Source organism: Neorhizobium huautlense (genome assembly GCF_030811685.1).
Taxonomy (GTDB): Bacteria; Pseudomonadota; Alphaproteobacteria; order Rhizobiales; family Rhizobiaceae; genus Neorhizobium; species Neorhizobium huautlense_A.
Genome location: NZ_JAUSRF010000012.1, coordinates 157,076 through 181,697 on the forward strand (window position 1 = coordinate 157,076; position 24,622 = coordinate 181,697).

Sequence of the window (24,622 nt, forward strand, 5' to 3'; positions counted from 1 at the left end):
ATGGCCCGACAGGCAATTTGATGTTCATCAAACTGCCTGTCGGAAAATGGCGCTTGTGTCATTTGACCGCAGTTGCGGGTATTGCAATTGCCTGCGCTACTCTGGCTTGCCTGTTGCGACGCAGCAAAATCGGCTCATTCGGCTGCTTGAGGCGGCAATCTGAGGACATTGGTGCCGGAACTGCCTGGTGAGCGGTCCGTGCTTTTTTCCCGTTCCATACGGGCGATACGCTCTTCCAAGGCGACAACCGCTGCCGCCTGTTCGCGTGCAGCCTTGCTCAAGGCCTCTTCCGACATCGGCAGCTCTTCCTCGTCCTTTTTACCGACCATGCGGCCGAACAGGCGGCCCAGCAGGCGCGAGAGGTCGTCCATGATCAGGAAGAAGGCCGGCACGACGAGAAGCGACAGTACGGTCGAGACGATGATGCCGCCGATGACGGCAATCGCCATCGGCGCGCGGAACGAGCCGCCTTCGCCGACACCCATCGCGGATGGCAGCATGCCGGCCGACATGGCGATCGAGGTCATGATGATCGGGCGGGCGCGCTTGCGACCTGCCTCTACCATGGCATTGACGCGGTTCATGCCGGCATGTTTCATCTCTATGGCGAAGTCCACCAGCAGGATGGCGTTTTTGGTGACGATACCCATCAGCATGAGAATGCCGATCAGCACCGGCATGGAGAGCGCATTCTGGGTGATGATCAGAGCCACCGCCACGCCACCGATGGCCAGCGGCAGCGAGAACAGGATGGTAAAGGGCTGGATGACATCCTTGAACAGCAGGATCAGCACGACCAGAACCAGAAGCAGGCCGAGCAGCATGGCATTGGCAAAGCCTGCCAGCATTTCGTTCTGGACCTTGGCGTCGCCGCTTTCAGCCAGTTTCACGCTCGGCGGCAGTTTGGTTTCATCGACGATGCGCTTGAACTCGGCGGTCGAGGTTTCGAGCGCCGTGCCCTGCGGCACGTCGGAGCCGATGGCAACGACGCGGCTGCGGGCATTGCGTTTGATAGAGCTCGGGCCTTCCGCATAATCGATATCGGCGACACTGAAGAGCGGCACGGTGGCGCCCGAAGCGGTCTTGATCTTCAGCGAGCGGATACGCTCGAGATCGCGGCGGGTATCGAGCGAGGTCTGGACGCGGATAGGGATCTGCCGGTCGTCCAGCGAGATCTTTGTGAGCGCCGCGTCGATATCGCCGATCGTGGCGACACGCACCGTCTGGGCGATCTGCTGTGGTGTGACCCCGAGACGGGCGGCTTCATCCTTGCGCGGCCGGATCTGCAATTCCGGGCGGGGCAGGGCGCCATCCTGCGACACGTTGGCGAGGATGGGCGAGGCGCGCAGGTTGGATTCCAGCAACGCGACGGCCTCGTTCAACTCGTCATTGTTGTCCGACAGGAAGTTGAAGGTGAGTTCGCGCTCGGCGCGGTCGTTGATTTTCGAGATGCGCACATCCGGAATGCTGCGCACCTTCTCGAACAGTTCCTTTTCGATATCCCATTGTGGCCGCGTACGACCATGATCCGTGACTTTCGGCAGATAAGGACCGATCAGCGGGATATTGCCAAAACCCTTGTTGACGATGGTTTTCCAAAGCGAATGATCCATGTTGCCGAGGATGACGCGAATGGTGGCACGGCGCAGTTCGAGATCGCCCTTGGGCGAAGCGCCGCCGAGCACGAACACGCTTTCGACGCCGTCGAGATCCTTGACCGCATTGTAGATCTGCGCGCTGGTTTCGTCTGTTTCCTCCAGCGTCGCATTCGGCGGCAATTCAACCGAGAGCACGACACGCGAGGAATCTTCCGGCGGCATGAAGCTGCCGGGCACCTGGGCGAGGAGCGCCATCGATGCGATCAGGAAGCCGATCGCGCCGAGCAGCGTCGCATAACGCCAATACCATTTGTGGGTGGTGCCGGAGACGACCTTCGAATAGGCGCGCATCAGCTTTCCATCATTGTCGTGATGGTCGTCCATCGCGTCTTCGGCCCGCATCAGATAGGCGGCCATCAGCGGCGTGATGAGGCGCGCCACCAGCAGCGAGAAGAACACCGAGAAGGCGACGGTGAGGCCGAACTGGATGAAATACTGGCCCGGAATGCCCGGCATGAACGAGACCGGCACGAAGACGGCGATGATGGTAAAGCTGGTGGCGATGACGGCGAGGCCGATTTCGTCGGCAGCTTCGAGTGCCGCGCGGTACGGCGTCTTGCCCATCTTGATATGGCGGGCGATGTTTTCCACCTCGACGATCGCGTCATCGACGAGAATGCCGGTCGCCAATGTGAGGGCGAGGAAACTGACGAGATTGAGCGAAAAGCCCATCACGTCCATGATCCAGAAGGTGGGCACGGCCGATAGCGGCAGGGCGACGGCGGCGATCAGCGTGGCGCGCCAGTTGCGCAGGAACAGAAACACGACGATGACGGCAAGGATGGATCCTTCCACCAGCGTGTGCAGCGCGGATTCGTAATTGCCATAGGTGAAATAGACGCTGTCATCGACCATCTGGATGGCGACGTCGGGATGTGCTGATCGCACCTGATCGAGGCTCTCCGCCACCGTTTCGGCAACCGAGACCTCGCTTGCACCCTTGGCGCGGAAGACTGCGAAGGTAACGGCGGGATTGCCGTTGAAGCGCGAGAAGGATTTTTGTTCGGCGTAAGTGTCGGTAACCTTGCCGAGCTGCGACAGTTTCACGAAATTGCCGGTCGGCAGGGTGATCGTGGTGTTGCTCAACTCCGCGACGTTGCGGGCGTCACCGAGCGTGCGGATGGCCTGTTCGTTGCCGCCGATCTGGCCGCGACCGGAGCCAAGATCGACATTGGTGCCGCGCAGCTGCTCGTTCACCTCGGCCGCGGTAATGCCATAGGCATCGAGCCGTCCGGGTTCGAGCATGACCTGCACTTCGCGGTCGGATCCGCCATAACGGTCGATACGGCCGACACCGGCCTGGCCCTGCAGGGCGCGCTTGACGGTGTCATCGACGAACCACGACAGCTCTTCCAGCGTCATGTTGGGGGAGGAAACGGCAAAGGTCTGGATCGCCTGACCTTCGACATCGACCTTGGTGACGACCGGCTCTTCGACATCGGCGGGCAGATCGCTGCGGATGCGGTCGATGGCGTCCTTAGTGTCCTGAACGGCTTCGGCCGTGGGTTTTTCGATGCGGAACAGCACGGTTGTCGTGGACTGGCCATCGACCACCGTCGACTGGATTTCATCGATACCGCTGATCGAGGCGACGGCATCCTCGACCTCCTTGGTCACCTGCATTTCCAGCTCGGCCGGGGCCGCGCCATTCTGGATGACGGTGATCGACACGACCGGAACGTCGATATTGGGAAAACGGGTGATCGGCAGCGTATAAAACGACTGGATGCCGACGAACATCAGGAGCACGAAGCCGAGGATCGGCGCGATCGGATTGCGGATCGACCAGGCGGAGAAGTTCATGGAGAAATCCCTCAGTTCGACGCTTGATTCTGCGCTTCGGTATTCCGGGCCTCGACGGGGGCAATGCGATCGCCGTCACGCACGAAGGCGCCGGCCTTGGCCACCACCTTGTCGCCGGCATTCAGGCCGCTGACGATTTCGACAAAACCGGAATCCTGGATGCCGGTCTCGATCTTCGCCTGCCGGACGACATCGCCTTCGTTCGTCCGGGCGACCTTGCGGGCCACGGAACCATCGCGGCCACTGGTGACCGCCGATTGCGGCAGCGCCAGCGCGGTCTTTTGCGCAACGATCACTTCGGCGCTGGCATACATGCCGGCGCGTGCGGTGCTGGTGGCATCGACAACGATATGGACGGCACCCAGACGGGTAGAGGCATCCACCGTCGGGGATACGAGACGCACGACGCCTTCGATCCCGTTGCGATTGCCGGCCACGCGGATCGTCGCCTTCTGATCCCGCTTGATCTTGCCGATTTCGCTCTCGGCCAGATCGGCAACCAGTTCGATGGCGCCGTCACGAATGACGTTGAACAGCGGTTCGCCACTGCCGGCGGCAATGGCGCCGACCTTGGCATTCTTGACCGATACGACACCGGCGACCGGTGATTTCACCTCGGTACGGGCCAGTTTCAGATCGATATCGGCGATCTGCGCATCCACCACCTTGATATCGGCTTCGGCGACGCCAACGGCCTGCTGGGCGGCCTTCAGCCTGGCATCGGCGACTTCGGCCTGCGCCTCGGCCTGCTCGACCTGCGACACGGAACTGGTGCCGTTCTGACCGAGACGTTTGGTGCGGTCACGCTGGCGGATCGCATCGTCGTAACTGGCCTGGGCTTCGACGACTTGTGCCTTCGATTGCGCAAGTCCGGCCTCGGCCTTGGCCTTGTTGGCCTGATACTGGCTTTTCTGCAGAACCAGCGCATCGCCATCGAGCACGGCCAGCACGCTACCTGCCTCGACGCGGTCGCCGACATCGACATTGAGCGTCTTGATCGGCAGGCCATCGACCAGCGGCTGGACGAGGATTTCATCGATCGGACGGATGGTGCCGGTGGCGATCACGCGGTCCGTCAGCGGCCGTTCTGCGACCGATGTCACGACGATCGCCGGCAATTTCGGCGCGGGTTTCGGCTGCTGTTCCTGTGCCAACAGGGGATGGGAAAAACCGGAAACGATCGCGAAAATGGCGATGGCGGGCAGACGATGAAAACGGCGTCGGGACATACGGACTCTTTCAATGAATGAGGGAGAGATCCTATCGTTGCCGATCAGGATGCGCCTCCCAACGCAACGTCGCCAGTCACGTGTGTATCGGGCTTGAGGAATACAAGGGCCGGTTTCACACATGCGTGAACCTAGCGCTTCGGGCGGTCTAAATCAATCAGAGCGACGTAACGTCTGCGTTGTAGTTTCTTTGCAAATGATAACAGCGGGCATCCTTCGGATACCCGCTGTTCGTGAAATAGATGATAATATATCCTGTTTGTGCGACGCTTATTTGGCGGCCGTCGTGATGTCGGCCGTATAGGCGCCTTCCGGCTGTTTGGTGATGATCTTCTGGTCGAGCAGCGCCTTCACCGTGCGGTCATAGGTCGTCGTGTCGAGCACACCCGTGCCGGTGCCGATCAGCTTTGCGACTTCGCCCATCATGCGTTTCTGGTGGTTTTCGTCCTGCCCGCCATTGTCCATGACGATCTCGGCCGCTTCATCCGGATTGTCGATGGCGTATTTCCAGCCCTTCATCGAGGCGCGGACGAATTTCACCATGTTCGCCTTGAACTTTTCGTCCTTCAGCTTGTCTTCCATGGCGTAAAGACCGTCTTCGAGAAGGTCGTTGCCCATCTCGGTATAGTTGAAGACGGTCAGGTCTTCCGGCTTGAAACCGGCATCGATCGCCTGCCAATATTCGTTATAGGTCATCACCGAAATGCAATCGGCCTGCTTCTGCACGAGCGGCTGAACGTCGAAACTCTGCTTGAGAACGGTGACGCCATCGGCGCCGCCTTCGGTTTTCAGACCGAGTTTGTTCATCCAGGCGAAGAACGGATATTCGTTGCCGAAGAACCAGACGCCGAGCGTGTGGCCCTTGAAATCGGCTTCCGTCTTCACCGGTCCGTCCTTGGAGCAAATCAGCTGCAGGCCGGATTTCTGGAAGGGTTGGGCGATGTTGACGAGGGGCACGCCCTTTTCGCGCGCCACCAATGCGCCACCCATCCAGGCCACCACGACATCGGCGCCACCACCGGCAATCACCTGTTCCGGCGCAATGTCGGGACCGCCGGGCTTGATGGTGACGTCGAGGCCTTCCTCCTCGTAAAAACCCTTGTCCTTGGCGACGTAATATCCACCGAACTGGCCCTGGGTTACCCATTTCAATTGCAGGGTCAACGGATCGGCGGCGCTGGCCTGGGCTGCGGCGAGCGACATGGTGCCGGCCATCAATGCGAAAAGAAGTGTTTTCATCTGTGGTTCCTTGTTCCTCTGAGGTTGGTGCTTTGGTTATTGGCCCGTCCTTCTGCGGGACGGGTATGCTTTTGCGTTCAGCCTCAGCGGCTGGACGGGTGCCAGAAGGTGACGGCGCGCTCGGCAAGCGCGATTAGGCCGTAAAACAGCGAGCCGGCGACGGCAGCGGTTGCGATTTCCGCCCAGACCATGTCGACATTCATGCGGCCGATCTCGGTCGACATGCGAAAACCCATGCCGACGATCGGCGTGCCGAAAAATTCGGCGACGATTGCGCCGATCAGCGCCAGCGTGGAGTTGATCTTCAGCGCATTGAAGATGAACGGCATGGCGGCGGGCAGGCGCAGTTTCGTGAGTGTCTGGCTGTAATCGGACGCGTAGGTGCGCATCAGGTCACGCTCCATCGTGCCGGTTGCGGAGAGGCCGGCCACGGTGTTCACCAGCATCGGAAAGAAGGTCATGACGGTGACGACGGCTGCTTTCGACTGCCAGTCGAAACCGAACCACATGACCATGATCGGTGCGACGCCGATGATCGGCAGCGCCGACATGAGATTGCCGATCGGCATCAGGCCACGGCGCAGGAAATCCACGCGGTCGGCCAGGATGGCGACAACGAAGCCAGAGGTGCAGCCGATGACGTAACCGGCGAACACGGCCTTGAATATGGTCTGCTGCACATCGGCCCAGAGGATGGCGAGCGAGCCGGCTATGCGAATACCGATGGCCGATGGCGGCGGCAGGAGAATGAAGGGCACGCCGAAACCGCGCGTGACGACTTCCCACAGGATCAGGATCCAGGCGCCAAAAATGGCCGGGATCAGCAGGCGCAAAAATGCCTTGAGAGATTTTTGGCGCGGCTCTTGCCGTGAGAATTCCGAGGCGCTTGCCCATGCCAGCAGCCATGATGCGGCCACCAGAATGAAAAAGGCGGCCGACATTTTTCCCTCGTTGCCGGCGAGGTTCAGTATCAGCGCAAGGGCGCAGAGATGCGCGCCGAGAAACAGAATGGTTCCGCGCAGGGCCGGCCCGCTGGCTTCGAAAGCCTGCAAGAGAAGCGTGGTGACGACGATGCCGGCGGCGATCATCATGCCGTGGCCGGAGGGACCGGTGGCATCGGGCAGCGTGAGTGGCAGATGCGTGAGGGCGGCGACGGCAAGAAGACTTGCGGCAAGGGAATGCCAGTTGCGGATCACGCGCCTCATGCCGGCTTCCCTTCCGGTTTCGCGCCCATCATGCGATCCACCATTCGTGCCGCAAGGCCAACGAGCGTGACCAGCAGGGCTGCGAGAACCGAACCGGCGATGAGTGCTGCCCAGATATCGATCGTCTGGCTGTAATAGGCGCCGGCCAGCAGTTTCGATCCGATGCCGGCTGCCGCTCCTGTCGGCAGTTCGGCGACGATGGCGCCGACCAGGCTTGCGGCGATTGCCACTTTCATGGATGCAAACAGGAAGGGGATGGAAGCGGGCAGGCGCAGTTTGAGAAGCGTCTGGAGGGCGCCTGCATGATAGGTGCGTATCAGATCGAGATGGATGCGATCGGGCGAGCGTAGGCCCTTCACCATGCCGACCGTGACCGGGAAGAAGGACAGGTAGGTGGAAATCAGCGCTTTTGGCAGAAGCCCGGTGATGTTGATAGCACCGAGCACGACGATGACCATCGGCGCTATCGCCAGCACCGGCACGGTTTGCGAGGCGATGATCCACGGCATCAGGCTGCGGTCGAGCGTGGTGACATGCACGATGCCGATGGCAATCGCGATACCGAGAGCCGTGCCCATGGCAAAACCGAGCGCGGTGGAGGAGAGCGTGACCCAGGCGTGATAGAGAAGGCTGCGGTTGGAGGTAACTTTGCGTAAAAAGGTGTTTTCGAAGAGGTTTTGCGCCACCTGATGCGGCGCCGGCAGGATCGGTTTCGGTTGTGCCATGGTTTTGGCGAGGAATTCGATCGGCGTCGATGTGACGTTGCCGCGGCGATCAAGGTCTCGCTGGAAGGAGGCGTTGAGGACGTAGGCGCCGACATACCACGCGGCGAGGATGGCGATGACGATGGTGAGGACGGGCAGGGCGTGGTGTCGGAAGTGATCACTCCTCATAACCATGCCCCGCTCGCAAACCTTCGCGCACCCGGTGGGCGATCTCCAGAAACTCCGGTGTTTCGCGGATCTCCAGCGGCCTTTCCTTCGGCAGTGTCGAATGGATGACATCCGTTACGCGGCCGGGGCGTGGCGACATGACCACGATCTTGGTCGAAAGATAGACCGCTTCCGGGATCGAATGCGTCACGAAGCAGATCGTTTTTTGCGTGCGCGACCACAGGTCTAGAAGCTGCTCGTTCAGATGATCCCGCACGATCTCGTCGAGTGCGCCAAAAGGTTCGTCCATCAGGAGAAGATCGGCATCGAAGGCGAGCGCGCGGGCGATCGAGGCGCGCTGCTGCATGCCGCCGGAGAGTTGCCACGGATATTTCTTGCCGAAACCGGACAGATTGACGAGATCGAGCACGCGGGCAATGCGCTCCTGCCGCTCGGAGGTCGAATAGTTCATGATCTCCAGCGGCAGGGCGATGTTTTTTTCGATCGTGCGCCATGGATAAAGTGCTGCCGCCTGAAACACGTAGCCGTAGGAACGTGCCTTGCGTGCTTCTTCCGGTGTCATGCCGTTGACGGAAATCGTGCCCGAGGTCGGCTGTTCGAGATCGGCGATTACCCGCAGAAACGTTGTCTTGCCGCAGCCGGAAGGGCCGATGAAGGACACGAAATCCCCCTTGGCGATATCGAGATCGACATGGGAGAGGGCATGCACCGGGCCGTCATTGGTGTCGAATGTCAGGCCGAGATTTTGGGCGCTCACCACGGAATAGGGTTTTGCCGTGGCAGTGCTGATCTTTTTGCTCATCTGCATTTGGGAAGTGGTCCCCACTTGGTGCCGTCTCTGGCGGTGATCGTGTAGCCCATGGCCGATTTCGTCAGCGTCATGGTGTGGACCGGGCCGATCTCTCCCTCGGCATCGCATTGCGCCTTGATGGTGAATCCGGTGCTGGTCTTGCTGGCGGTGCTCTTGAATTCGCAGAAGGAGGCGGCCGTCGTCACGCCTTCGTCGTTGAGCAGGAAGAAGACATCGGCACCGGAGGATTCTCCGGTGCTGGCGTAGGTGCAGCCTTCCTTGTTGCCGTAGGCTCCGTCGAGGAATTCCGCAGATTGCGCATTCGACGCACAGAGAATGACGGCCAGAAGGGTGAGGTGTTTGCGCATGGTCATACTCCGCTCGCCGGAATGCCGGATCGCTCCACCTTGGCCGGAGCCGTCAGTTCCTTCCAGGTGGACAAGGCCTTGGCCGTTGCGGGGAAGGGCGCGCGACTGACGAACTGGCCATCACCCTCATTCGAGCGGATTTTCCCGTCGGCATAAACGATCTTGCCGCGCGATAGCGTGTAGCGCGGCAAGCCACTCACTGGCTGCCCCTCGAAAATATTGTAGTCGAGCGCCGATTGCTGGCCGTTGGCCGAGATCACCTTCGAGGCCTGCGGATCGAACACGACGAGATCTGCATCGGCACCGACGAGAATGGCACCCTTCTGCGGATAGATGTTGAGGATTTTGGCGATATTGGTGGAGGTGACGGCGACGAACTCGTTCATGGTGATGCGGCCGGTTGCCACGCCGTGGGTCCAGAGCATGGGCAGCCGGTCTTCCAGCCCGCCGGTGCCGTTGGGGATTTTGCGGAAATCGCCGATGCCGGTGCGTTTCTGCGCCGTGGTGAAGGCGCAATGGTCGGTCGCCACCACCTGCAACGAACCGGCAGAGAGGCCTGCCCAGAGACTGTCCTGATGGCGTTTGTCACGGAACGGCGGCGACATGACGCGGCGGGCGGAATGGTCCCAGTCCTTGTTCGAATATTCGCTTTCGTCGAGCGTTAGATGCTGGATCAGCGGTTCGCCATAGACCCGCATGCCGGCCTGCCGGGCACGGCGGATCGCCTCATGCGCCTGTTCGCAGGATGTATGCACCACGTAGAGCGGCACTTTCGCCATGTCGGCGATGATGATGGCGCGGTTGGTGGCCTCACCCTCGACTTCGGCGGGCCTTGAATAGGCATGCGCTTCCGGGCCGTCAAGGCCTTCGTCCATTAGCTTTTGTTGAAGTGCTGCGACGATATCGCCGTTTTCCGCATGCACGAGTGGCAGCGCGCCCAGCTCGGAGCAGCGGGAAAACGAGGCGAACATTTCCTCGTCATTGACCATCAGCGAGCCCTTGTAGGCCATGAAGTGCTTGAACGAGTTGATGCCGTGGTTGCGCACCACTGCCTTCATTTCGTCAAACACCTGCTCGCCCCACCAAGTGATCGCCATATGGAAGGAATAGTCACAATGGGCGCGGCTTGCCTTATTGTCCCAGCGTTTTAGTGCGTCGAGCAGGGACTGGCCGGGTTCGGGCAGGCAGAAATCCACCACCATGGTCGTACCGCCGGCGATCGCGGCGCGGGTGCCGCTATCGAAATCGTCGGCGGAATAGGTGCCCATGAAGGGCATTTCGAGATGCACATGCGGATCGATTCCGCCCGGCATGACGTAGCAGCCGGAGGCGTCGAGGACGGTGTCGCCGGCAAGGTTGGGTCCGATCTCGATGATTTTCCCGGCATCGATTTTCACGTCGGCCTTGTAGGTCAGGTCGGCGGTGACGATGGTGCCACCTTTGATCACTGTGGTCATGCATTCTCCTCCGGCAATGGGTTGCTGACGGACGTCAGCGATCATGCCCGCGCCTCTGGCGCGGGGGGCAGGTGAATTCAGGCATGTTGGAATGGTCAGGCTTCGACGAGATCGAGGCGCTTTTCGATACGCAGGATGCGTTCGTCCATGCGGTCGAGACGATTGGAAATGACGGCATATTGGGCGGTAAGAATGCCGACCTGGCTTTCGACGATGCCGAGGCGGCTCTTGATGTCGCGCATGTCGTCGGAGAGCCTATCCACGGTTCCGCGGATCGCGCGCAGATGCTCGAGGACGAGATTTTCTGTTGCTGGCGACATGCAAAAACCTCCTCAGGCGGTGGCTCAGACTTCGATGAGGCCCAGTCGTTTTTCGACACGGTCGAGGCGCTCATCGATGCGATCGACACGCCGCGATATGCTCGCATATTGCTGCTCAAGAAAACCCAGCCGCGTTTTGACCTCGCGAAAATCTTCAGAATGCCTGTCCTGCGTCGCACGGATGGCGCGCAGATGTTCGAGAACGAGATTTTCAGTTGCTGGCGACATGTGAGCAGCTCCGCTGATCCATCGACTGCCGAATATAGCGATGTGAGGCCCATTCCACAATCTCCGGTCTATCAGGCGTGTTGCAGGTCTTTGGTCATGAACAGGCTGTGGGGATTGTCTTGGTAATCGGAAAAGGGGCCGCAGGTGCGATAGCCGAGGGACTGATAAAGGCCGACGGCTTCTGTGTTGAGCGGGCCTGTTTCGAGATAGAGACGGGCCACCGGGCGTGCGGCGGCCAGCTCTTCCAGCATCGCCATGATCCGGCGTCCCAGGCCATGGCCACGGGCATCGTCGCGCACAAAAATGCGCTTCATTTCGGCCGTGCCATCATCAAGCCATTTGATGCCGCCGCAGCCGGCTGCCCGGCCATCCAACCGCGCGACCACGAAGGCGATGTCGGGTTGGCAGAGCGCCTCGATATCGACGGCGAAATTTCCCTCGGGCGGGTAAAGCCCGGCCATGTAATCATCCGAAAGGGTGATCAGGGCCGCCACATCCGGCTGGTCTGGCCGTTCAACGACAATCGTCACGCTCACTCCACAATCTCCGCCGTTTCCAGCACGGCATGCAATAGCACGTCACAGCCGGCCGCTGCCCAGTCCTTCGAAATCTCCTCGGCTTCGTTGTGCGAAAGCCCGCCGACGCAGGGGCAGAAGATCATCGTCGCCGGCGCCACTTTCGAGGCCCAACAGGCGTCGTGGCCGGCGCCGGAAACGATGTCCATATGGCTGTAACCCAGCTTGTCCGCCGCATCGCGCACGCGGCCGACAAGGGTCGTATCAAAGGCGATCGGATCGAAATGCCCCACGGCTTCGACGCTGCATTCGACGCCAAGTTCGGCGCAGATTTTTGCCGCCTGTTCCTCGATGCGGGCCCGCATGCGGTCGAGCTTTTCTTGGCTTGGCGTGCGCATGTCGACAGTGAAGATGACGGTGCCGGGCAGCACGTTACGCGAGTTCGGCGAAAAGAATGCCTGGCCGACGCCGGCCACTGCGCCCGGCTGTTCGGCCATTGCCGCGTCCTGCACGGCTTCGAGGATACGCCCGAAGGCAAGGCCGGCGTTGACACGGCGGTCCATCGGCGTGGAGCCGGTATGGGCTTGCCTGCCCGTCAGCGTGAATTCCAGCCACCAGAGGCCCTGGCAATGGGTGACGACACCGATCTGCTTTGTCTCCGCTTCGAGGATCGGCCCCTGTTCGATATGATATTCGAAATAGGCGTGCATCTTTCTGGCGCCGACCTCTTCTTCGCCCAGCCAGCCGATGCGTTTCAGTTCGTCGCCATAGGTCTTGCCGTCAGGGTCCTTGCGGGCATAGGCGTAGTCGAGCGAATGCACGCCGGCAAACACGCCGGATGCCAGCATGGCCGGGGCAAAACGCGCGCCTTCTTCATTGGACCAGTTGGTGACGACGATCGGATGTTTCGTCTTCACACCGAGATCGTTCATCGAGCGGATGACTTCGAGGCCGGCCAGCACACCGAGCACGCCATCGAATTTTCCGCCGGTCGGCTGGGTATCGAGATGGCTGCCGATATAGACGGGCAGGGCGTCCGGATCGGTGCCGGTGCGGGTCGCGAACATCGTGCCCATCCGGTCTACCGCCACCGTCATGCCGGCCTGTTCGCACCATGCCTTGAACAGGTGTCGACCTTCGCCATCGGCATCCGTCAGGGTCTGGCGATTGTTGCCGCCGGCAATGCCCGGACCGATCTTCGCCATCTCCATCAGCATGTCCCACAGGCGGTCGCCATTGACGCGCATGTTTTCGCCCGGTGCTGCCACCATTGTCCGATCCTCACCCTTGCATGAACCGCCGTCGGGCGGCATTTCGTTGTCCCCGCAGGTCTTTTGCGACCCGTCTTGATGCGATCGAAAACATCGGCATTGCGTTTGTTTTTGTGGTCGCCGATAATTTTGACCGGTTGGTAAAACATGACAATTTTCAAGCTGGCACTCAAGACGGGAATCGTGAAAAATATCCGCCAAAATTGCAGGCAGATTGCCTGAAAATGCGGCGGTTTGAGGCGATGAAACGGTCGCGGTGAAGGGGTAGGAATGGCCATTCCAAGGGCGGCACAGACACAGCGGCGCACCCGCATTCAGGAGGAGAAGCAGGAGCGCATTCTTGAAGCGGCGCTCGATGTGTTTTCAGCGCGGGGATTTCGCGGGTCGACGCTCGACCAGATCGCCGAGGCGGCCGGCATGTCGAAGCCGAATGTGCTCTATTATTTCCGCACCAAGGAGGCGATGCACCGGCAGTTGATCGACCGGGTGCTGTTCACATGGCTCGATCCGCTGAAGGCCTTTGACGCCGATGGCAAGCCGGAATCGGAAATCCGCTCCTACATCCGCCGCAAGCTGGAAATGTCGCGGGATTTTCCGCGCGAAAGCCGTCTGTTCGCCAATGAGATTCTTCAAGGCGCGCCGCATATCGAGGATGAACTGAAAGGGCCGCTGAAGGAGCTGGTGGATGAGAAGGCGCAGGTTATTCGCGCCTGGGCGAAGGCCGGGAAGATCGCCAAATGTGACCCTTATCATCTGATTTTTTCGATCTGGTCGACCACCCAGCATTATGCCGATTTCGATGTGCAGGTGCGCGCCGTTCTGGGCCACAACCTTTCGGGGGCGGGGCGTTTCGAGGATGCCGCCCGTTTCCTCGAAGATCTGTTTTTGCGCGGGCTCGGCATTCCAAAAACCTGAAACGCAAAAGGCCCGGAGATCGCTCTCCGGGCCTTCGCCATTGTTTCGCCTGTTGTGATCAGGCTGCCGAGCGGTAACGCTGGCCGGCGTGCGAGACGTGGCCTTCGTCCAGCTTGAAGTTCTGCAGGATGGTCTGCAGCTGGCGGCTTTCTTCGGCCAGCGTCTCGCTGGCGGCTGTGGTTTCTTCCACCATGGCTGCGTTTTTCTGGGTCATCTGGTCCATGTGGTTGACCGAGGAGTTGATCTCGGCCAGCGCCATCGACTGTTCCTTGGCGGCGGTGGCGATCGATTCCACATGTTCGTTGACGCGGTTGACAAGGTTTTCGATTTCCAGAAGCGCATCACCGGTGGAGCGCACGAGCGATACACCGCCTTCGACTTCCGATGCAGACGTGCTGATCAGCGTCTTGATTTCCTTGGCGGCGTTGGCGGAACGCTGTGCCAGTTCGCGGACTTCCTGGGCGACGACGGCAAAACCACGGCCGGCTTCACCGGCACGGGCTGCCTCGACGCCAGCGTTCAGTGCCAGAAGGTTGGTCTGGAAGGCGATCTCGTCGATGACGCCGATGATCTGGCTGATCTTGTTCGAGGATTCTTCGATGCGGCCCATGGCGGTAACCGCAGAGCGGACGATATCGCCGGATTTGGAGGCGCTATGCCTGGTCTGGTGCACCATGTCGCGGGCTTCGTTGGAGCGGGCGGATGCGGCGCGAACCGTCGCGGTGATCTCGTCGAGAGCCGCAGCTGTTTCTTCCAGCGACGCTGCCTGTTGCTCGGTGCGCTTGGACAGATCGTTGGCGGCAGACGACAGTTCGGCCGAGTTGTTGTTGATCGTGCCGGCGGCGCCACGCACATTGTGCATGGTGGCGCGCAGCGTCACCATGGTGGCGTTGACATTGCCCTGCAGTTCGGCGAACGCACCCTGGAACTGGCCTTCCATCGTCTGGGTCAGGTCGGCATCGGCAAGAGCGGCCACGACGCGGCGGACTTCGCTAACGGCGGTATCAACGCTCGATACCAGTTCGTTGACGCTGCCGGCAAAGCGGTTGAGATCTTCGCTCTGGTAGTCCTTGCGGATGCGGGCGGTGAAGTCACCGGCGACAGCCGATGCGACGACCGTGGCGATGCTGGACTGCAGGTCGGAGCTGCGCTCATGCAGCACGGCTTCCTGTGCCTTCAGCTGGTTCATGGCCAGTGCGTTCTGGCGGAACACGTCGACGGCGCGGCCCATTTCGCCGATCTCATCCTTGCGGGCGGCATCGACGGCGCTGCCATCGAGATCACCCTTGGCAAGGCGGCTCATGGTATCGGTCAGATCGCGGATCGGGCGGATGATGCCGCGGCGTGCAACAAGCGTGCTGATGACGCTGCCAAGCGCGATGAAACCGAGCGCGGCGAGCGCCGAAATCAGCATGGCAGTAGAAGAAGAATCGACGGCCGAGGTGCGGGCTTGCGCCAGCGACTTGCCGGAATAGGTGCTGTAGACCTTGACCGTGTCGGTGACGGCCTTCTGGCCGTCCAGCGCCTTCTTGAGGCTTGCGGCGATGGCGGCGGTATCTGCCGGGTTCTTTTCGGCAACATCGACCATGCCGCGGATTTCGCCGAAATAGCTCTCCATCGCACCACGAATGGTCTTCAGCTGGTCCTTTTCGGTGGCGTCAGCGGTGGATTCGATCTTTGGCAGGCGACCGAGCATTTCAGCGGAGCGCTTGTCGGTCTCGGCGCGAAAATCCTTGGCCTTTTCCGGTGCGGCGGCCAGCTGGTAGGTCATGCGGCTGATGGCGATGATATCGACGCGCAGGTCCATCGCTTCGCGCGCCACTTCTTCGCGGGCGCCGACCGAGATCATCGCCTGTTGCAGACCGTAAAGGCCGCTGCCGGCAACACCGGCGATGACGACCGAGGACAGGCCCATCACAACCGTGACGATGCCGAGTTTCTTCGAAATGGCCATATCTTTGAATGCCATAATGCTACACCCCACCCATAAAACTGCACAACACAACGGCGCGTGGCGCAGCTCTTCCCGAGGCGCGTCAGCATGCTTGTGCGACAAAATGGCAGGTTGGCACTAATTGCCGGTTAAAATGCAGGCCGATAGTTGTGGTGCCAATGAAGTAACGTTACAGGAATAATGCGTCGAACAAATGTAAATTGACCGGGCAATTGCTCATTGCAGGCGCGTCTAAAATTCTTTTGAATGCAGATACTTCGTTTCTCGGCGCGTTCGGCGAAATATATCGCGCATGCCGCGAAAAATGTTGCGTTGCGGAATATAGTGCGCCGCACAATAAGTGCTGGATGCAGGATGGCCAAATAAATTTTCGTTTTAAATTCAAAAAAAGATGGCTGGCGGTCCCCCTGAATGCCGTCATCACACAGAGAGGGCGGCCTTTTCGCCACACCCCGGCCCAAACTCATGCGTCGGGCCTTCGTTGTCGCTTGCTTATGCGACATGCCTGGCCTAGTTGAGCCTCATTGATTTCTGGAACAAGGGAGCGCCCGATGCAAAACATCTCCGCACGCCCCAATGGGGTTTCGGCTTAACTCGGTGATTTCGCCGACGCATGCCGATTGACCTGCCGCGCCGATTTTAGATCCGCCGGCAGACGATCACTCCTACCCAGAGTTTCTCAAAATGGGCACTTCCATCGGGAGCGAAAGCTCCCTTACGCCGTCGGTTCAGCCGGCGGCCATTCATCGCGTCTTTTCGGACAAGGCCTGGATCGAGGGCGCCGCCCTTCACCAGCTTGAAGAGATGGCGCGTCTTGCCGGTGTTCGGGAAATCGTCGCATTTCCCGATCTTCATCCCGGCAAATATGGCGCGACCGGTGTCGCGCTTTTATCCGAGCGCATCCATCCGCTGCTGATCGGCAACGATATCGGCTGCGGCATGTCGCTCTTTGCTCTCGATCTGCCGCTGCGTAAGCTGAAGGTCGACAAGGCGGCGGCACGCCTGCGCGCTTTCGAGGCGCAGGAGATCGACGATGCATCCGCGCGTCTCGAAGAGGCCGGTCTGCCGCCTGAGCTTTTCCAAAACTCGCTCGGCACGATCGGCGGTGGCAATCATTTCTGCGAGCTGCAGGCCATCGACAAGGTGGCGGATGGCGAGGCGTTTGACGATCAACGTCTTTATCTCCTCGTGCATTCCGGCTCTCGCGGGTTTGGTGCCTCCGTTTTCGAAAGCACGGTTTCCAGCCAGCCTTCCCTGAAGGATGGTCTCGATCCGGTTTCCGAGGCGGGAGAGGTCTGGCTTGCCGCGCATGATCGCTGCGTTGCCTGGGCGTCGCTCAACCGCCAACTGGTGGCGGAACGGGCGGGTCTTGCTCTGGGTGCCGAGGTCGAATTGATCGCCGACATTCCGCACAATCTCGTGCGGGTGTCGAGTGGTGGCTTCATCCACCACAAGGGTGCGGCTGCGGTGCGGCCGGGCGAACTGGCGCCTGTTGCCGGTTCCCGCGCCAGCCTCAGCCATCTGGTGCGGGCGGGCGAGGGTGTTACGGGTGCGCTCGGGGCGATCTCGCATGGGGCCGGCCGCAAATACGACCGCGCCAGCATGTATGGCCGTGTCGGCAAAACCCGGTCGGATCGTGAGCAGTTGCTGCGTAATGCCTGGGGTGGGGTGGCGATCTGCGATGATCGCAATCTCGTCATCGAGGAAGCGGCTGCCGCTTACAAGGATGCCGGTCATGTCGTGGCGGATCTCGCCGCTGCGGGCTTGGTAACGCCGGTCGCGACCTTGCGTCCGCTCGTCACCTACAAAAAGGCGGTGGACGAGGTAGAGACGGAGCGCCGAGACCGCAAATCCGGGCACCGCGAGATGAGGAGGCAGAAAGATGGCTGGCGTTGATCTTCTCGTCACCTCCGGCGACGGTCCGGTCGAGTGCCGGATCGCCGTTGCGAAACTCGTCGATATCCTGCGGGTCGAGGCCGGCAATCGCGGCTGCGGTTTTTCGGTCAGTTTTGGTCCGTTGCCTGACAGGCATGGGCCGAAATCGGCAATCGTCAGCCTGGATGGTGAGGGGGCTGCTGTGTTGGCCGGTGATTATGCCGGCACGATCAAGTTCATGTTCAAGAGCCCGGTCAGGCCGGGTCACAAAAGGCAGAACTGGTTCGTGGCGGTGCAGCCGGTCGATCTTGCCGCCGAGCAGGTCGACAACAGCCTCGACCTCGCCGATCTGCGTTTCGAGACCTTGCGGGCAGGCGGGCCGGGCGGGCAGCACCAGAACACCACGGATAGCGCCGTGCGTGTCGTGCATATCCCCACCGGACTGACGGTGCTGGCGCGTGACGAACGTTCCCAGCACCGTAACAAGGCGCTGGCGCTGCGGCGCCTGGCCGGCATGCTCGACATGCTGGAGCACCACAAGGCGGATGCGGCGCGGCGGGAGCGTTTTCTCGCCAACCGCAATCTGGAGCGCGGCAACGAGGTGAAAACCTTCAAGCTATGAACCTGAAACGGCCCCTTTGCGGGGCCGTTTCTTCACGTCCTGCGGACTGGTCGACGGCACCATTCTTGGCATTGGGTAAATTTCCTGACCAAAATCATCAACTTTAATCTTTACTCTCAAAATCAAGTTTATTAGTGTGCGCATCAACACGGCGGTCCCGCTCTAGGGGGCGCTCTCCGAAATGGCTCAGAAAATCGATTGCAGCACTTTGATTGCGACACGAGGTTGGTGATGGCGAAGAAGCAGAAGCGCAAGGGCGGAAACAGCGGTGCCGCAGAGCAGGCGCGCGAATCCACCAGCATTACTGAGGCGCAGCAGGATATCCGCAGCTTCCTTTATGTCGGGGGACGTGACTGCCAGGTGGCGCATCTGCGGGCGATCGCCAGCGCGCATGGCGCCGAACTGATCCACCACGACGGCGGCCTGCGCGAGGCGGTCTCCCGCATCGATACCGTGCTTCCTTCGGTCGACTGTGTGTTCTGCCCCATCGACTGTATCAGCCACGACGCGTGTCTGCGCGTCAAGACGGGCTGCAAGAAGTTCGGCGTCACCTTCGTGCCGCTGCGCAACGGTTCGAAATCCAGCCTCGACCGCGCCCTTCAGACCATGAAGGATCGCCGCGAAGAGCGCCGGGTGTCCTGAGTTATCACCATTGCTGAAGCATCCACAGCCCGGTCACAAGCCGGGCTGTTTTGTTGTGCTTGTATCCGTGCAAAAGCATCATGCCCGAAATGTGACAGTTGAACATTTTTGTGCGGGGGGATACAGGGTTAAGGATTGTTTAACCAAACCATTTGCCTTGGACCCTTCTTTTGAGACCCCAGAAACCCCGCAATTATCTGGCGCAGTTTTATAGCGCCAACGACAACGCGCTTCCGCGCATGCGCAAGGCAAATATCCTGGCGCGGGCCATCTATCCGAAAACCGGCGTCAAATCCTTCGCCACGATGCAGATTCGTATTGTCGGACTGCATGAGAAGGGGGCGATCATCCAGGCCAAGGCGATCGAATTCCTGCCCGAACATTTTTACATCTGCCTCGGTGCCGGCGAGATCTTTTTCACCTGCGCGCAGAAGAACATCATCAAGGGCGAGATGATCGTGGCTTTTTCCGAGGCTGAAGATTCGTTTTTCATCGAAGCCCTGTCGCGCCTCGTTCTGCCTCTGGCATCGCTCAGCAGCATTCGCGATGCCTGCCCGCCGGTCGTTCAGGCCCGCATGCGTGGAAACCGGCGGCCGGCAGTCACGATTTAATGTGATTCTGTATCGTTTTCGAGCGGCTCGATTTGAGGCGCTGTGGGTGTTTACCGGTTGTTAAGGTTTGCGGCCATTCCAGCGCGATTTGGCAAAACGACCGGGTTAACCTGTGATTCACCGTAGATTTTTAGAGGGTAGTCATAATGAACAACGATGCATCCACCGGCCATCCGAATTCCCGCTCCGCCATGCCGGCCACATCGCTGGAACTCTCTTCGCCGCGCGTGCGCGATATCCCGATCGAAGTGCAGGCCGTACTCGGCAAGGTAAAGGTGTCGGTTTCGCAACTGATGGCGGCAAAACCCGGCGAACCCTTCTGGCTCGACAAGCATTTTGGCGAACCGGTCGAGCTGCAGGTCAACGGCAAGCGCATCGGTTACGGTGAGATCATTGCCGACGAGCGCGAAAACATCATCGGCATCCGGATGATTTCGGTCGAGGCGGATCTCTAGGCTTTTCTCATCGGCAAGAATGCGCCTGTAGCAACGGCCAACCAACCGAGCATCATCATCGAGCCGCCGAAGGGCGCGGCAAAGGGAAACAGCCGGTCGCCGAGAAAATGGCGCGAGACGAGGTCGCCGGCAAACACGATCGTGCCGAGGCCGAGGATAAGTGCGGCAAGCGTTGCGGTGCGGAAACGCGTGTTGCCGAGATAAAGCGCCAGCAGAACCGGCGCATGCGCCAGGCACATCGTCGAGGCCGAGCCAAGCAGGTGTGTGTCGCCGCTGTGGCTGGCAGCTGCGGCCAGGGCAACTCCCGAAACGCCCATCAGGCCGCTGGCCAGCAGGATCAAAGGCCGCAGATTATCGAGTCGTGCCAATGGCCTATTCCTTGTTCTGCATGTGAAAGCCGAGCCGTTCGATCGGTGGCCAGATGATGTCGCGCAGTTTTGGATTTTCGATCGTCTCATCCAACGCCTGCCGAAAGCAGAGCAGCCATTCGTCGCGTTCCTGCGGCCCGATTTCGGCGCCGAAATGGCGTGAACGCAGGCGCGGATGGCCGTATTTTTCGACATAGACCGGCGGGCCGCCGAGATAACCTGTCAGATAGTCGTAGAGTTTCGCTTCGCTGCCGACCAGGCTTTTAGGATGGATGGCGCGGCATCGGGCTGCTTGCGGCAGCGTATCCATCAATTCGTAAAACCGGCGGGAAAGGGCGCGCACGGTGGCATCGCCGCCGATCGCTTCGTAAAGGGTGATGGTTTCGCCTGCCATGAACATCCATTGCTGCCGCGTAGTCCTGTGCTTGCGGACATGGTCATCGAAGCCATGCGAAAGGCGAGGGCGGCGGTAAAACTGTGGTTGATGTTTGTTACGCCGCCATGGGCGTGCGGGCAAGCCGCCAACGCGTCGCAGGCGAGCGCGAGGGATGGGGCGAGTGGCCGTCAGATCGGCCGGGTGGCCGGGGCGGCTGTTCCTGTAGCTTCCAGCGGGTTTTCCTCCACGCTCGCATCAGCGCTGTCCCGCAAAACCGGCGATACCGGCCAGCGCGCCTGCCGTGCCGCAGGTCGTGTCTGCCCCGTCATCGACGGGCAGGACGAAGGGGCGGCAGCCAAGGCGGATGCCGCGCCCTGAGATGTTGAAAAACGCCTGCCTGCATCACTGCCGGGTGCGAAAATCATGCTGCACCCATCACGTCGGCATTACGTTGAACATTTTGCACATCGGCGATAACGATATCGAGCCTTGCGCGCTCGATCTCTGCTTTCTGGATGCGTGCGGCGCTTTGCAGAAGCTGCACGAAGGCTGCCATCGGCACATTGTCGGCCTCAAGCAATTGCACGATCATCGGATCGCTGATGGCTTCGGTTATCGTCAGGTCTCTACTCATTCGCGCTCCTCCTTCGCTACCGAGCAGTCCGCTGAAATTGCGCTTATTTGATGTTTTCGACAAGCGCTTTTTAGCGAGGTTGAAAATACCATAATGGGTCAGTTCCTCGCCTTGATCTGCCGCAATGGCAGCCGAACCATCTGTAAAAATGTGGGCGCACTTCTTATATTGGCGAAGAAGGATCGCCCCATGAGCGATCATACCAAACAAGGAGCCATGTCATGACAACGGAACGTGCAGTGCTGGCCGGCGGCTGCTTCTGGGGAATGCAGGATCTCATCCGCAAGATGCCGGGCGTCTTGTCGACCCGCGTCGGTTACAGCGGCGGCGAGGTTGCGAACGCCACCTATCGCAATCACGGCAACCATGCCGAAGCGATCGAGATCATTTTTGATCCGGCCCGGCTGAGTTTTCGCGATGTGCTGGAGTTCTTTTTCCAGATCCACGACCCTTCGACGCCGAACCGCCAGGGCAATGACCTCGGGCCCAGCTATCGTTCGGCAATCTTTTATGTCGATGAAAACCAGAAACAGGTGGCGGAAGATACGATCGCCGATGTCGACGCCTCCGGTCTGTGGCCCGGCAAGGTGGTAACCGAGCTTGCGCCGGTTTCCGATTTCTGGGAGGCCGAACCGGAACATCAGGATTATCTGGAGCGTATTCCAAACGGCTATACCTGCCATTTCGTGCGGCCGAACTGGAAACTGCCGCGCCGTCAGGTGCTGACGGCCTGATTTTCTCGGAGGATCCGTGAAGCGACGTCCATAGAGCGGTGCCTGCAAAGTGCAGGCGCCGCTTTTTTATTTGGCAGAAGGGGTGGCCAAGTAATGCGCAAGAAAAAAGGCCGGGCGAAACTCGCACCGACCTTCCTCACTCCATCTCTACGACACTGCCAGTACATCCGTGGTCAGGCGGAGATGAATTCTTGTATGGACACAATATGGATGTGCTTTGTGAAAGTTTCAAGACGCATTCGCGAAAAAGCAGTGGCACTGTGCCGGCAAGATTGTGGCGGTGGTCTTTTCCATGCCCGTGGCGCAGATCTTTTGCGCGGGTCCGGCATTGTCGGACTGGGGCGGGCCGGATGGGGGCCTGTGGCGCTCGATCCGGTCGATCGCCCTGTGTGCCGTGAGAGGCGAAAACCTTCGCCTCCGGCTTTTACAGCATATTTATGCGCAAGCCGAAGATCGGCTTAGCGGCCGGCACCGAGAACGGCGGCGCGGATGGTCGAGCGGGAAATGCCGAGATCGTGCAGGGCGCGGTCGTCAAGCTGGTCCAGTTCGCGCATGGCGCGGCGGTTGGCGGCGTAATTCTTCAGTTTTTCAGCGATACGCATGTGTTTCTCTCCTTTGTTCGATGCACATTATATAATCGGTTTAATGCCGGTTTTGTATGCATTTGAAAGCAATGGAGGCATGCATCTGCTGCGTGACTGTGCCGATGGCTATGCATTTATCAATCGTCTCGGCTGAAGGGGATGCGCACGATGCGGCGACTGACCAGAAGCAGGCTGCGATCCGGCTGGATCACGTAACGTTCGATGACGCGATAGCCGAACTGATTGTCGAACTCGTGGGAAAAACTACTGCCGATCGGCGACTTGGTGAGTTTCGTGCGCGGCTGGCCGCCATAGGTGATGCTGCCGGGAATGGGCTGTATGCCGGGGCCGATATCGAAACGGCGCATGCCGGGGTCTGACGGGGCGGTGCAGCCTGCGAGCAGAAGGGCGACTGTGGCACAGAGGATGGGCTTGTTCATGGACGTGTCCTTGCCGGAACAGATGTGATGCAAGGGTATTTGGCGTTTTGGGTGGGGATGGCAAGGTGATCCTGTTCTGACGTAACGGCGCGGCCCGCGCTGGGCGCGGAATGCCATGCTGTTACGGTCGAGGCGGTGCAGCATGCTCCGGCCTTAAGTGGTAGCTCCGAACGACAGGCATATTCAGCCGTATTGTCGTCACAGGACGGTCACCCAGAACCTGACAAATTATAGAATTGTGCAGCAAATGGAACCGGATAGGCGTCGCTTTCGTTTGTGTATCCGATAATGAGGATACAGCCATGACGACGCTTTTCGCCTACGAGATCAGCCCCATCTCAAACCCTGACCGTCTCTATTTTACCGCGACGCTGGACGAGTGCCGTAAAGCCGCAAGGCAGCAACGATCCGAACTGCGGTCCGACCCGGATTATGGCGAGATTGATCCGATGCCGATCTACCGCGTTGATATGGAAATCCCCGACCTCAAAACGCTGCTGAACGGGCTGAACAATAGCGATGATTTGACCAAAGCCATCATCACCGATCGCAATCTTGTCGAGACGGTCAGCGACTGAGCGCTCAATATTGGACCGCTCGGGAGCCTGTCGGCGCCATTGTCGAGCGATATCTTTCGATGCGTGTCCGAGCGTAGAAGCCCGGTAAACAATATTTTCAGCCGGACGCAACTTTCCGGATTCTTTCGCATTGTGTGCCTGTTCCTGGTTAATGGGGTGGGGCAATGCGGACGATTTTCAAGCTGGAAATGTTTGGCTGGATGGCCATGGCGGCGTTTGTCGCATTGTGTCTTTTCCTGCCGGCGTGAAAAGACAGTGGGCGGGAGATCAGGGGCGCCAATCGCGCTTCAAAAAGCTGCAGATTTTTTCTTTGTAAATGGCGCACCCGACAGGATTCGAACCTGTGACCTTTGGAATCGGAATCCAACACTCTATCCAGCTGAGCTACGGGTGCTAACCGTGCCGGCGATGACTCGCCGGTGACCGATGATTGGTTCTTAGCCTAGCTCGGCTAAGGCTTCAATGCCAATCGCGTCGCCGATGACGGAAAAATCATTGTGCTTTGAACTTCTTGCCCCTTAAGGGTGGCTACGCGGCAGGATGTGATCCATTCGTGGTGTCATCTTGCATTTTTGCGCGCCAACCGGGATACGGGGGCAAGAGCCGCAGATTTTTGCGGGAGGAGAAAAGCCGATATGATCGATCCCAATCATCCATTCTATGATGAACTCTGGCGCCGCGTGCTAATTGTCGCCGTGTGTTTTGTCTGGGTCGGCATCGAGCTTTATACCGGCAATCCGACATGGGCTGCCATCGTTGCATTCGTCGGCGTGTTTGCCGCCTACAAGCTTTTTTGGGAACGGAAAAAGCCGGAGTAAGACGCCGGGCATTCTATCTGCCGCTTTGCCGCATTCGTCC

The 24,622-nt window shown here is 59.8% G+C and carries 29 protein-coding genes and 1 tRNA gene; 11 read left to right on the plus strand and 19 right to left on the minus strand.

What is annotated here, in order from left to right; genetic code table 11:
- Positions 1-134: 134 nt before the first annotated feature.
- The 12 genes from J2T09_RS18415 to J2T09_RS18470 form a co-directional block, all read right to left on the minus strand.
- Entirely contained in the window at positions 135-3,461 is a 3,327-nt protein-coding gene (locus J2T09_RS18415) for an efflux RND transporter permease subunit (RefSeq protein ID WP_306837331.1), read from the minus strand.
- Between the two features lie 11 nt (positions 3,462-3,472).
- Positions 3,473-4,690 (minus strand): efflux RND transporter periplasmic adaptor subunit, encoded by a 1,218-nt coding sequence (locus tag J2T09_RS18420; protein WP_306837333.1) that lies wholly within the window; start codon positions 4,688-4,690, stop codon positions 3,473-3,475.
- Positions 4,691-4,960: 270 nt separating this feature from the next.
- Positions 4,961-5,929 (minus strand): ABC transporter substrate-binding protein, encoded by a 969-nt coding sequence (locus J2T09_RS18425; protein ID WP_306837336.1) that lies wholly within the window; start codon positions 5,927-5,929, stop codon positions 4,961-4,963.
- 83 nt (positions 5,930-6,012) lie between these two features.
- Complete coding sequence (locus J2T09_RS18430; RefSeq protein WP_306837338.1) at positions 6,013-7,134, minus strand: ABC transporter permease; 1,122 nt, start codon at positions 7,132-7,134, stop codon at positions 6,013-6,015.
- Complete coding sequence (locus tag J2T09_RS18435; protein ID WP_306837441.1) at positions 7,131-8,027, minus strand: ABC transporter permease; 897 nt, start codon at positions 8,025-8,027, stop codon at positions 7,131-7,133. Before J2T09_RS18435 ends, J2T09_RS18430 begins: the two co-directional genes overlap by 4 nt.
- Positions 8,017-8,835: an ABC transporter ATP-binding protein gene (locus J2T09_RS18440; RefSeq protein WP_373458509.1), complete on the minus strand. Its 819-nt coding sequence runs from the start codon at positions 8,833-8,835 to the stop codon at positions 8,017-8,019. The genes J2T09_RS18435 and J2T09_RS18440 overlap by 11 nt, the downstream gene beginning before the upstream one ends.
- Positions 8,826-9,185: a hypothetical protein gene (locus tag J2T09_RS18445; RefSeq protein ID WP_306837340.1), complete on the minus strand. Its 360-nt coding sequence runs from the start codon at positions 9,183-9,185 to the stop codon at positions 8,826-8,828. The genes J2T09_RS18440 and J2T09_RS18445 overlap by 10 nt, the downstream gene beginning before the upstream one ends.
- 2 nt (positions 9,186-9,187) lie before the next feature.
- Positions 9,188-10,642, minus strand: a complete 1,455-nt coding sequence (gene hydA, locus J2T09_RS18450) for a dihydropyrimidinase (protein ID WP_306837341.1) — start codon at positions 10,640-10,642, stop codon at positions 9,188-9,190.
- Between the two features lie 95 nt (positions 10,643-10,737).
- Positions 10,738-10,962: a hypothetical protein gene (locus J2T09_RS18455; RefSeq protein WP_306837343.1), complete on the minus strand. Its 225-nt coding sequence runs from the start codon at positions 10,960-10,962 to the stop codon at positions 10,738-10,740.
- A 24-nt stretch (positions 10,963-10,986) separates the two neighbouring features.
- The gene (locus J2T09_RS18460) at positions 10,987-11,190 is read right to left on the minus strand and encodes a hypothetical protein (RefSeq protein ID WP_306837345.1); all 204 of its coding nucleotides are present in this window, start codon (positions 11,188-11,190) and stop codon (positions 10,987-10,989) included.
- 71 nt (positions 11,191-11,261) lie between these two features.
- Positions 11,262-11,726, minus strand: coding sequence for a GNAT family N-acetyltransferase (locus tag J2T09_RS18465; protein ID WP_306837347.1), 465 nt, complete (start codon positions 11,724-11,726; stop codon positions 11,262-11,264).
- Positions 11,723-12,976 (minus strand): Zn-dependent hydrolase, encoded by a 1,254-nt coding sequence (locus tag J2T09_RS18470; RefSeq protein ID WP_306837349.1) that lies wholly within the window; start codon positions 12,974-12,976, stop codon positions 11,723-11,725. Before J2T09_RS18470 ends, J2T09_RS18465 begins: the two co-directional genes overlap by 4 nt.
- Before the next feature lie 20 nt (positions 12,977-12,996).
- Here J2T09_RS18470 and J2T09_RS18475 point away from each other — a divergent pair, with 20 nt between their 5' ends.
- Together J2T09_RS18475 and J2T09_RS18480 are read left to right on the plus strand one after the other, a co-directional pair.
- Complete coding sequence (locus J2T09_RS18475) at positions 12,997-13,236, plus strand: hypothetical protein (RefSeq protein WP_306837351.1); 240 nt, start codon at positions 12,997-12,999, stop codon at positions 13,234-13,236.
- Between the two features lie 10 nt (positions 13,237-13,246).
- Positions 13,247-13,891: a TetR family transcriptional regulator C-terminal domain-containing protein gene (locus tag J2T09_RS18480; RefSeq protein WP_306837354.1), complete on the plus strand. Its 645-nt coding sequence runs from the start codon at positions 13,247-13,249 to the stop codon at positions 13,889-13,891.
- A 58-nt stretch (positions 13,892-13,949) separates the two neighbouring features.
- Here the strand turns inward: J2T09_RS18480 and J2T09_RS18485 are convergent, their stop codons facing one another.
- Positions 13,950-15,860, minus strand: a complete 1,911-nt coding sequence (locus tag J2T09_RS18485) for a methyl-accepting chemotaxis protein (protein ID WP_306837356.1) — start codon at positions 15,858-15,860, stop codon at positions 13,950-13,952.
- A 669-nt stretch (positions 15,861-16,529) separates the two neighbouring features.
- Between J2T09_RS18485 and J2T09_RS18490 the strand changes: the two genes are divergently transcribed.
- The 5 genes from J2T09_RS18490 to J2T09_RS18510 all read left to right on the plus strand — a co-directional run bounded on the left by J2T09_RS18490 (position 16,530) and on the right by J2T09_RS18510 (position 20,050).
- Entirely contained in the window at positions 16,530-17,741 is a 1,212-nt protein-coding gene (locus tag J2T09_RS18490) for an RNA ligase RtcB family protein (protein WP_306837358.1), read from the plus strand.
- The gene (gene prfH, locus J2T09_RS18495; protein ID WP_306837359.1) at positions 17,728-18,342 is read left to right on the plus strand and encodes a peptide chain release factor H; all 615 of its coding nucleotides are present in this window, start codon (positions 17,728-17,730) and stop codon (positions 18,340-18,342) included. The genes J2T09_RS18490 and prfH overlap by 14 nt, the downstream gene beginning before the upstream one ends.
- 231 nt (positions 18,343-18,573) lie before the next feature.
- Positions 18,574-18,984, plus strand: a complete 411-nt coding sequence (locus J2T09_RS18500) for a DUF2325 domain-containing protein (protein ID WP_306837361.1) — start codon at positions 18,574-18,576, stop codon at positions 18,982-18,984.
- 170 nt (positions 18,985-19,154) lie between these two features.
- The gene (locus tag J2T09_RS18505; RefSeq protein ID WP_306837364.1) at positions 19,155-19,595 is read left to right on the plus strand and encodes a hypothetical protein; all 441 of its coding nucleotides are present in this window, start codon (positions 19,155-19,157) and stop codon (positions 19,593-19,595) included.
- Between the two features lie 146 nt (positions 19,596-19,741).
- Positions 19,742-20,050: a FliM/FliN family flagellar motor switch protein gene (locus J2T09_RS18510; protein ID WP_306837366.1), complete on the plus strand. Its 309-nt coding sequence runs from the start codon at positions 19,742-19,744 to the stop codon at positions 20,048-20,050.
- On the opposite strand, the gene J2T09_RS18515 is transcribed toward J2T09_RS18510, so the two are convergent.
- Together J2T09_RS18515 and J2T09_RS18520 are read right to left on the minus strand one after the other, a co-directional pair.
- A complete protein-coding gene (locus J2T09_RS18515) occupies positions 20,047-20,367 on the minus strand; it encodes a DUF423 domain-containing protein (protein WP_306837444.1) in 321 nt (106 codons plus the stop codon). The genes J2T09_RS18510 and J2T09_RS18515 overlap by 4 nt on opposite strands.
- Before the next feature lie 55 nt (positions 20,368-20,422).
- Complete coding sequence (locus tag J2T09_RS18520) at positions 20,423-20,812, minus strand: group II truncated hemoglobin (protein WP_306837368.1); 390 nt, start codon at positions 20,810-20,812, stop codon at positions 20,423-20,425.
- A gap of 9 nt (positions 20,813-20,821) precedes the next feature.
- Between J2T09_RS18520 and J2T09_RS18525 the strand changes: the two genes are divergently transcribed.
- Positions 20,822-21,172, plus strand: a complete 351-nt coding sequence (locus J2T09_RS18525; RefSeq protein WP_306837369.1) for a hypothetical protein — start codon at positions 20,822-20,824, stop codon at positions 21,170-21,172.
- 43 nt (positions 21,173-21,215) lie between these two features.
- Here J2T09_RS18525 and J2T09_RS18530 read toward each other — a convergent pair whose 3' ends face one another.
- Positions 21,216-21,638 carry a hypothetical protein gene (locus tag J2T09_RS18530; RefSeq protein WP_306837372.1) on the minus strand — a complete coding sequence of 141 codons (423 nt, stop codon included), beginning with the start codon at positions 21,636-21,638 and terminating at the stop codon, positions 21,216-21,218.
- A gap of 11 nt (positions 21,639-21,649) precedes the next feature.
- On the opposite strand from J2T09_RS18530, the gene msrA reads away from it, so the two are divergent.
- Positions 21,650-22,162, plus strand: a complete 513-nt coding sequence (gene msrA / locus J2T09_RS18535) for a peptide-methionine (S)-S-oxide reductase MsrA (protein ID WP_306837374.1) — start codon at positions 21,650-21,652, stop codon at positions 22,160-22,162.
- Positions 22,163-22,620: 458 nt separating this feature from the next.
- Here msrA and J2T09_RS18540 read toward each other — a convergent pair whose 3' ends face one another.
- Together J2T09_RS18540 and J2T09_RS18545 are read right to left on the minus strand one after the other, a co-directional pair.
- Entirely contained in the window at positions 22,621-22,764 is a 144-nt protein-coding gene (locus tag J2T09_RS18540) for a DUF1127 domain-containing protein (protein WP_153360014.1), read from the minus strand.
- A 119-nt stretch (positions 22,765-22,883) separates the two neighbouring features.
- Positions 22,884-23,186, minus strand: a complete 303-nt coding sequence (locus tag J2T09_RS18545; protein WP_373458510.1) for a hypothetical protein — start codon at positions 23,184-23,186, stop codon at positions 22,884-22,886.
- Positions 23,187-23,488: 302 nt separating this feature from the next.
- On the opposite strand from J2T09_RS18545, the gene J2T09_RS18550 reads away from it, so the two are divergent.
- Positions 23,489-23,764 carry a hypothetical protein gene (locus J2T09_RS18550; protein ID WP_306837376.1) on the plus strand — a complete coding sequence of 92 codons (276 nt, stop codon included), beginning with the start codon at positions 23,489-23,491 and terminating at the stop codon, positions 23,762-23,764.
- A gap of 317 nt (positions 23,765-24,081) precedes the next feature.
- Here the strand turns inward: J2T09_RS18550 and J2T09_RS18555 are convergent.
- A tRNA-Arg gene (locus tag J2T09_RS18555) sits at positions 24,082-24,158 on the minus strand.
- A gap of 241 nt (positions 24,159-24,399) precedes the next feature.
- Between J2T09_RS18555 and J2T09_RS18560 the strand changes: the two genes are divergently transcribed.
- A complete protein-coding gene (locus tag J2T09_RS18560; RefSeq protein WP_306837377.1) occupies positions 24,400-24,582 on the plus strand; it encodes a DUF3329 domain-containing protein in 183 nt (60 codons plus the stop codon).
- The last annotated feature ends 40 nt before the right edge of the window (positions 24,583-24,622 follow it).

Excerpts from the sequence above, each read along its gene's own strand:
- J2T09_RS18445 (WP_306837340.1), bottom strand. The coding sequence starts at position 9,185 with ATGCGCAAACACCTCACCCTTCTGGCCGTCATTCTCTGTGCGTCGAAT.
- J2T09_RS18460 (WP_306837345.1), bottom strand. The coding sequence starts at position 11,190 with ATGTCGCCAGCAACTGAAAATCTCGTTCTCGAACATCTGCGCGCCATC.
- J2T09_RS18550 (WP_306837376.1), top strand. The coding sequence starts at position 23,489 with ATGACGACGCTTTTCGCCTACGAGATCAGCCCCATCTCAAACCCTGAC.
- J2T09_RS18425 (WP_306837336.1), bottom strand. The coding sequence starts at position 5,929 with ATGAAAACACTTCTTTTCGCATTGATGGCCGGCACCATGTCGCTCGCC.
- J2T09_RS18475 (WP_306837351.1), top strand. The coding sequence starts at position 12,997 with ATGAACCGCCGTCGGGCGGCATTTCGTTGTCCCCGCAGGTCTTTTGCG.
- hydA (WP_306837341.1), bottom strand. The coding sequence starts at position 10,642 with ATGACCACAGTGATCAAAGGTGGCACCATCGTCACCGCCGACCTGACC.
- J2T09_RS18500 (WP_306837361.1), top strand. The coding sequence starts at position 18,574 with ATGGCGAAGAAGCAGAAGCGCAAGGGCGGAAACAGCGGTGCCGCAGAG.
- J2T09_RS18545 (WP_373458510.1), bottom strand. The coding sequence starts at position 23,186 with ATGAACAAGCCCATCCTCTGTGCCACAGTCGCCCTTCTGCTCGCAGGC.
- J2T09_RS18485 (WP_306837356.1), bottom strand. The coding sequence starts at position 15,860 with ATGGCATTCAAAGATATGGCCATTTCGAAGAAACTCGGCATCGTCACG.
- J2T09_RS18560 (WP_306837377.1), top strand. The coding sequence starts at position 24,400 with ATGATCGATCCCAATCATCCATTCTATGATGAACTCTGGCGCCGCGTG.
- J2T09_RS18490 (WP_306837358.1), top strand. The coding sequence starts at position 16,530 with ATGGGCACTTCCATCGGGAGCGAAAGCTCCCTTACGCCGTCGGTTCAG.
- J2T09_RS18470 (WP_306837349.1), bottom strand. The coding sequence starts at position 12,976 with ATGGTGGCAGCACCGGGCGAAAACATGCGCGTCAATGGCGACCGCCTG.
- J2T09_RS18480 (WP_306837354.1), top strand. The coding sequence starts at position 13,247 with ATGGCCATTCCAAGGGCGGCACAGACACAGCGGCGCACCCGCATTCAG.
- prfH (WP_306837359.1), top strand. The coding sequence starts at position 17,728 with ATGGCTGGCGTTGATCTTCTCGTCACCTCCGGCGACGGTCCGGTCGAG.
- J2T09_RS18435 (WP_306837441.1), bottom strand. The coding sequence starts at position 8,027 with ATGAGGAGTGATCACTTCCGACACCACGCCCTGCCCGTCCTCACCATC.
- J2T09_RS18455 (WP_306837343.1), bottom strand. The coding sequence starts at position 10,962 with ATGTCGCCAGCAACAGAAAATCTCGTCCTCGAGCATCTGCGCGCGATC.
- J2T09_RS18440 (WP_373458509.1), bottom strand. The coding sequence starts at position 8,835 with ATGCAGATGAGCAAAAAGATCAGCACTGCCACGGCAAAACCCTATTCC.
- msrA (WP_306837374.1), top strand. The coding sequence starts at position 21,650 with ATGACAACGGAACGTGCAGTGCTGGCCGGCGGCTGCTTCTGGGGAATG.
- J2T09_RS18430 (WP_306837338.1), bottom strand. The coding sequence starts at position 7,134 with ATGAGGCGCGTGATCCGCAACTGGCATTCCCTTGCCGCAAGTCTTCTT.
- J2T09_RS18515 (WP_306837444.1), bottom strand. The coding sequence starts at position 20,367 with ATGGGCGTTTCGGGAGTTGCCCTGGCCGCAGCTGCCAGCCACAGCGGC.
- J2T09_RS18420 (WP_306837333.1), bottom strand. The coding sequence starts at position 4,690 with ATGTCCCGACGCCGTTTTCATCGTCTGCCCGCCATCGCCATTTTCGCG.
- J2T09_RS18415 (WP_306837331.1), bottom strand. The coding sequence starts at position 3,461 with ATGAACTTCTCCGCCTGGTCGATCCGCAATCCGATCGCGCCGATCCTC.
- J2T09_RS18540 (WP_153360014.1), bottom strand. The coding sequence starts at position 22,764 with ATGCGTATCGCTGAAAAACTGAAGAATTACGCCGCCAACCGCCGCGCC.
- J2T09_RS18510 (WP_306837366.1), top strand. The coding sequence starts at position 19,742 with ATGAACAACGATGCATCCACCGGCCATCCGAATTCCCGCTCCGCCATG.
- J2T09_RS18520 (WP_306837368.1), bottom strand. The coding sequence starts at position 20,812 with ATGGCAGGCGAAACCATCACCCTTTACGAAGCGATCGGCGGCGATGCC.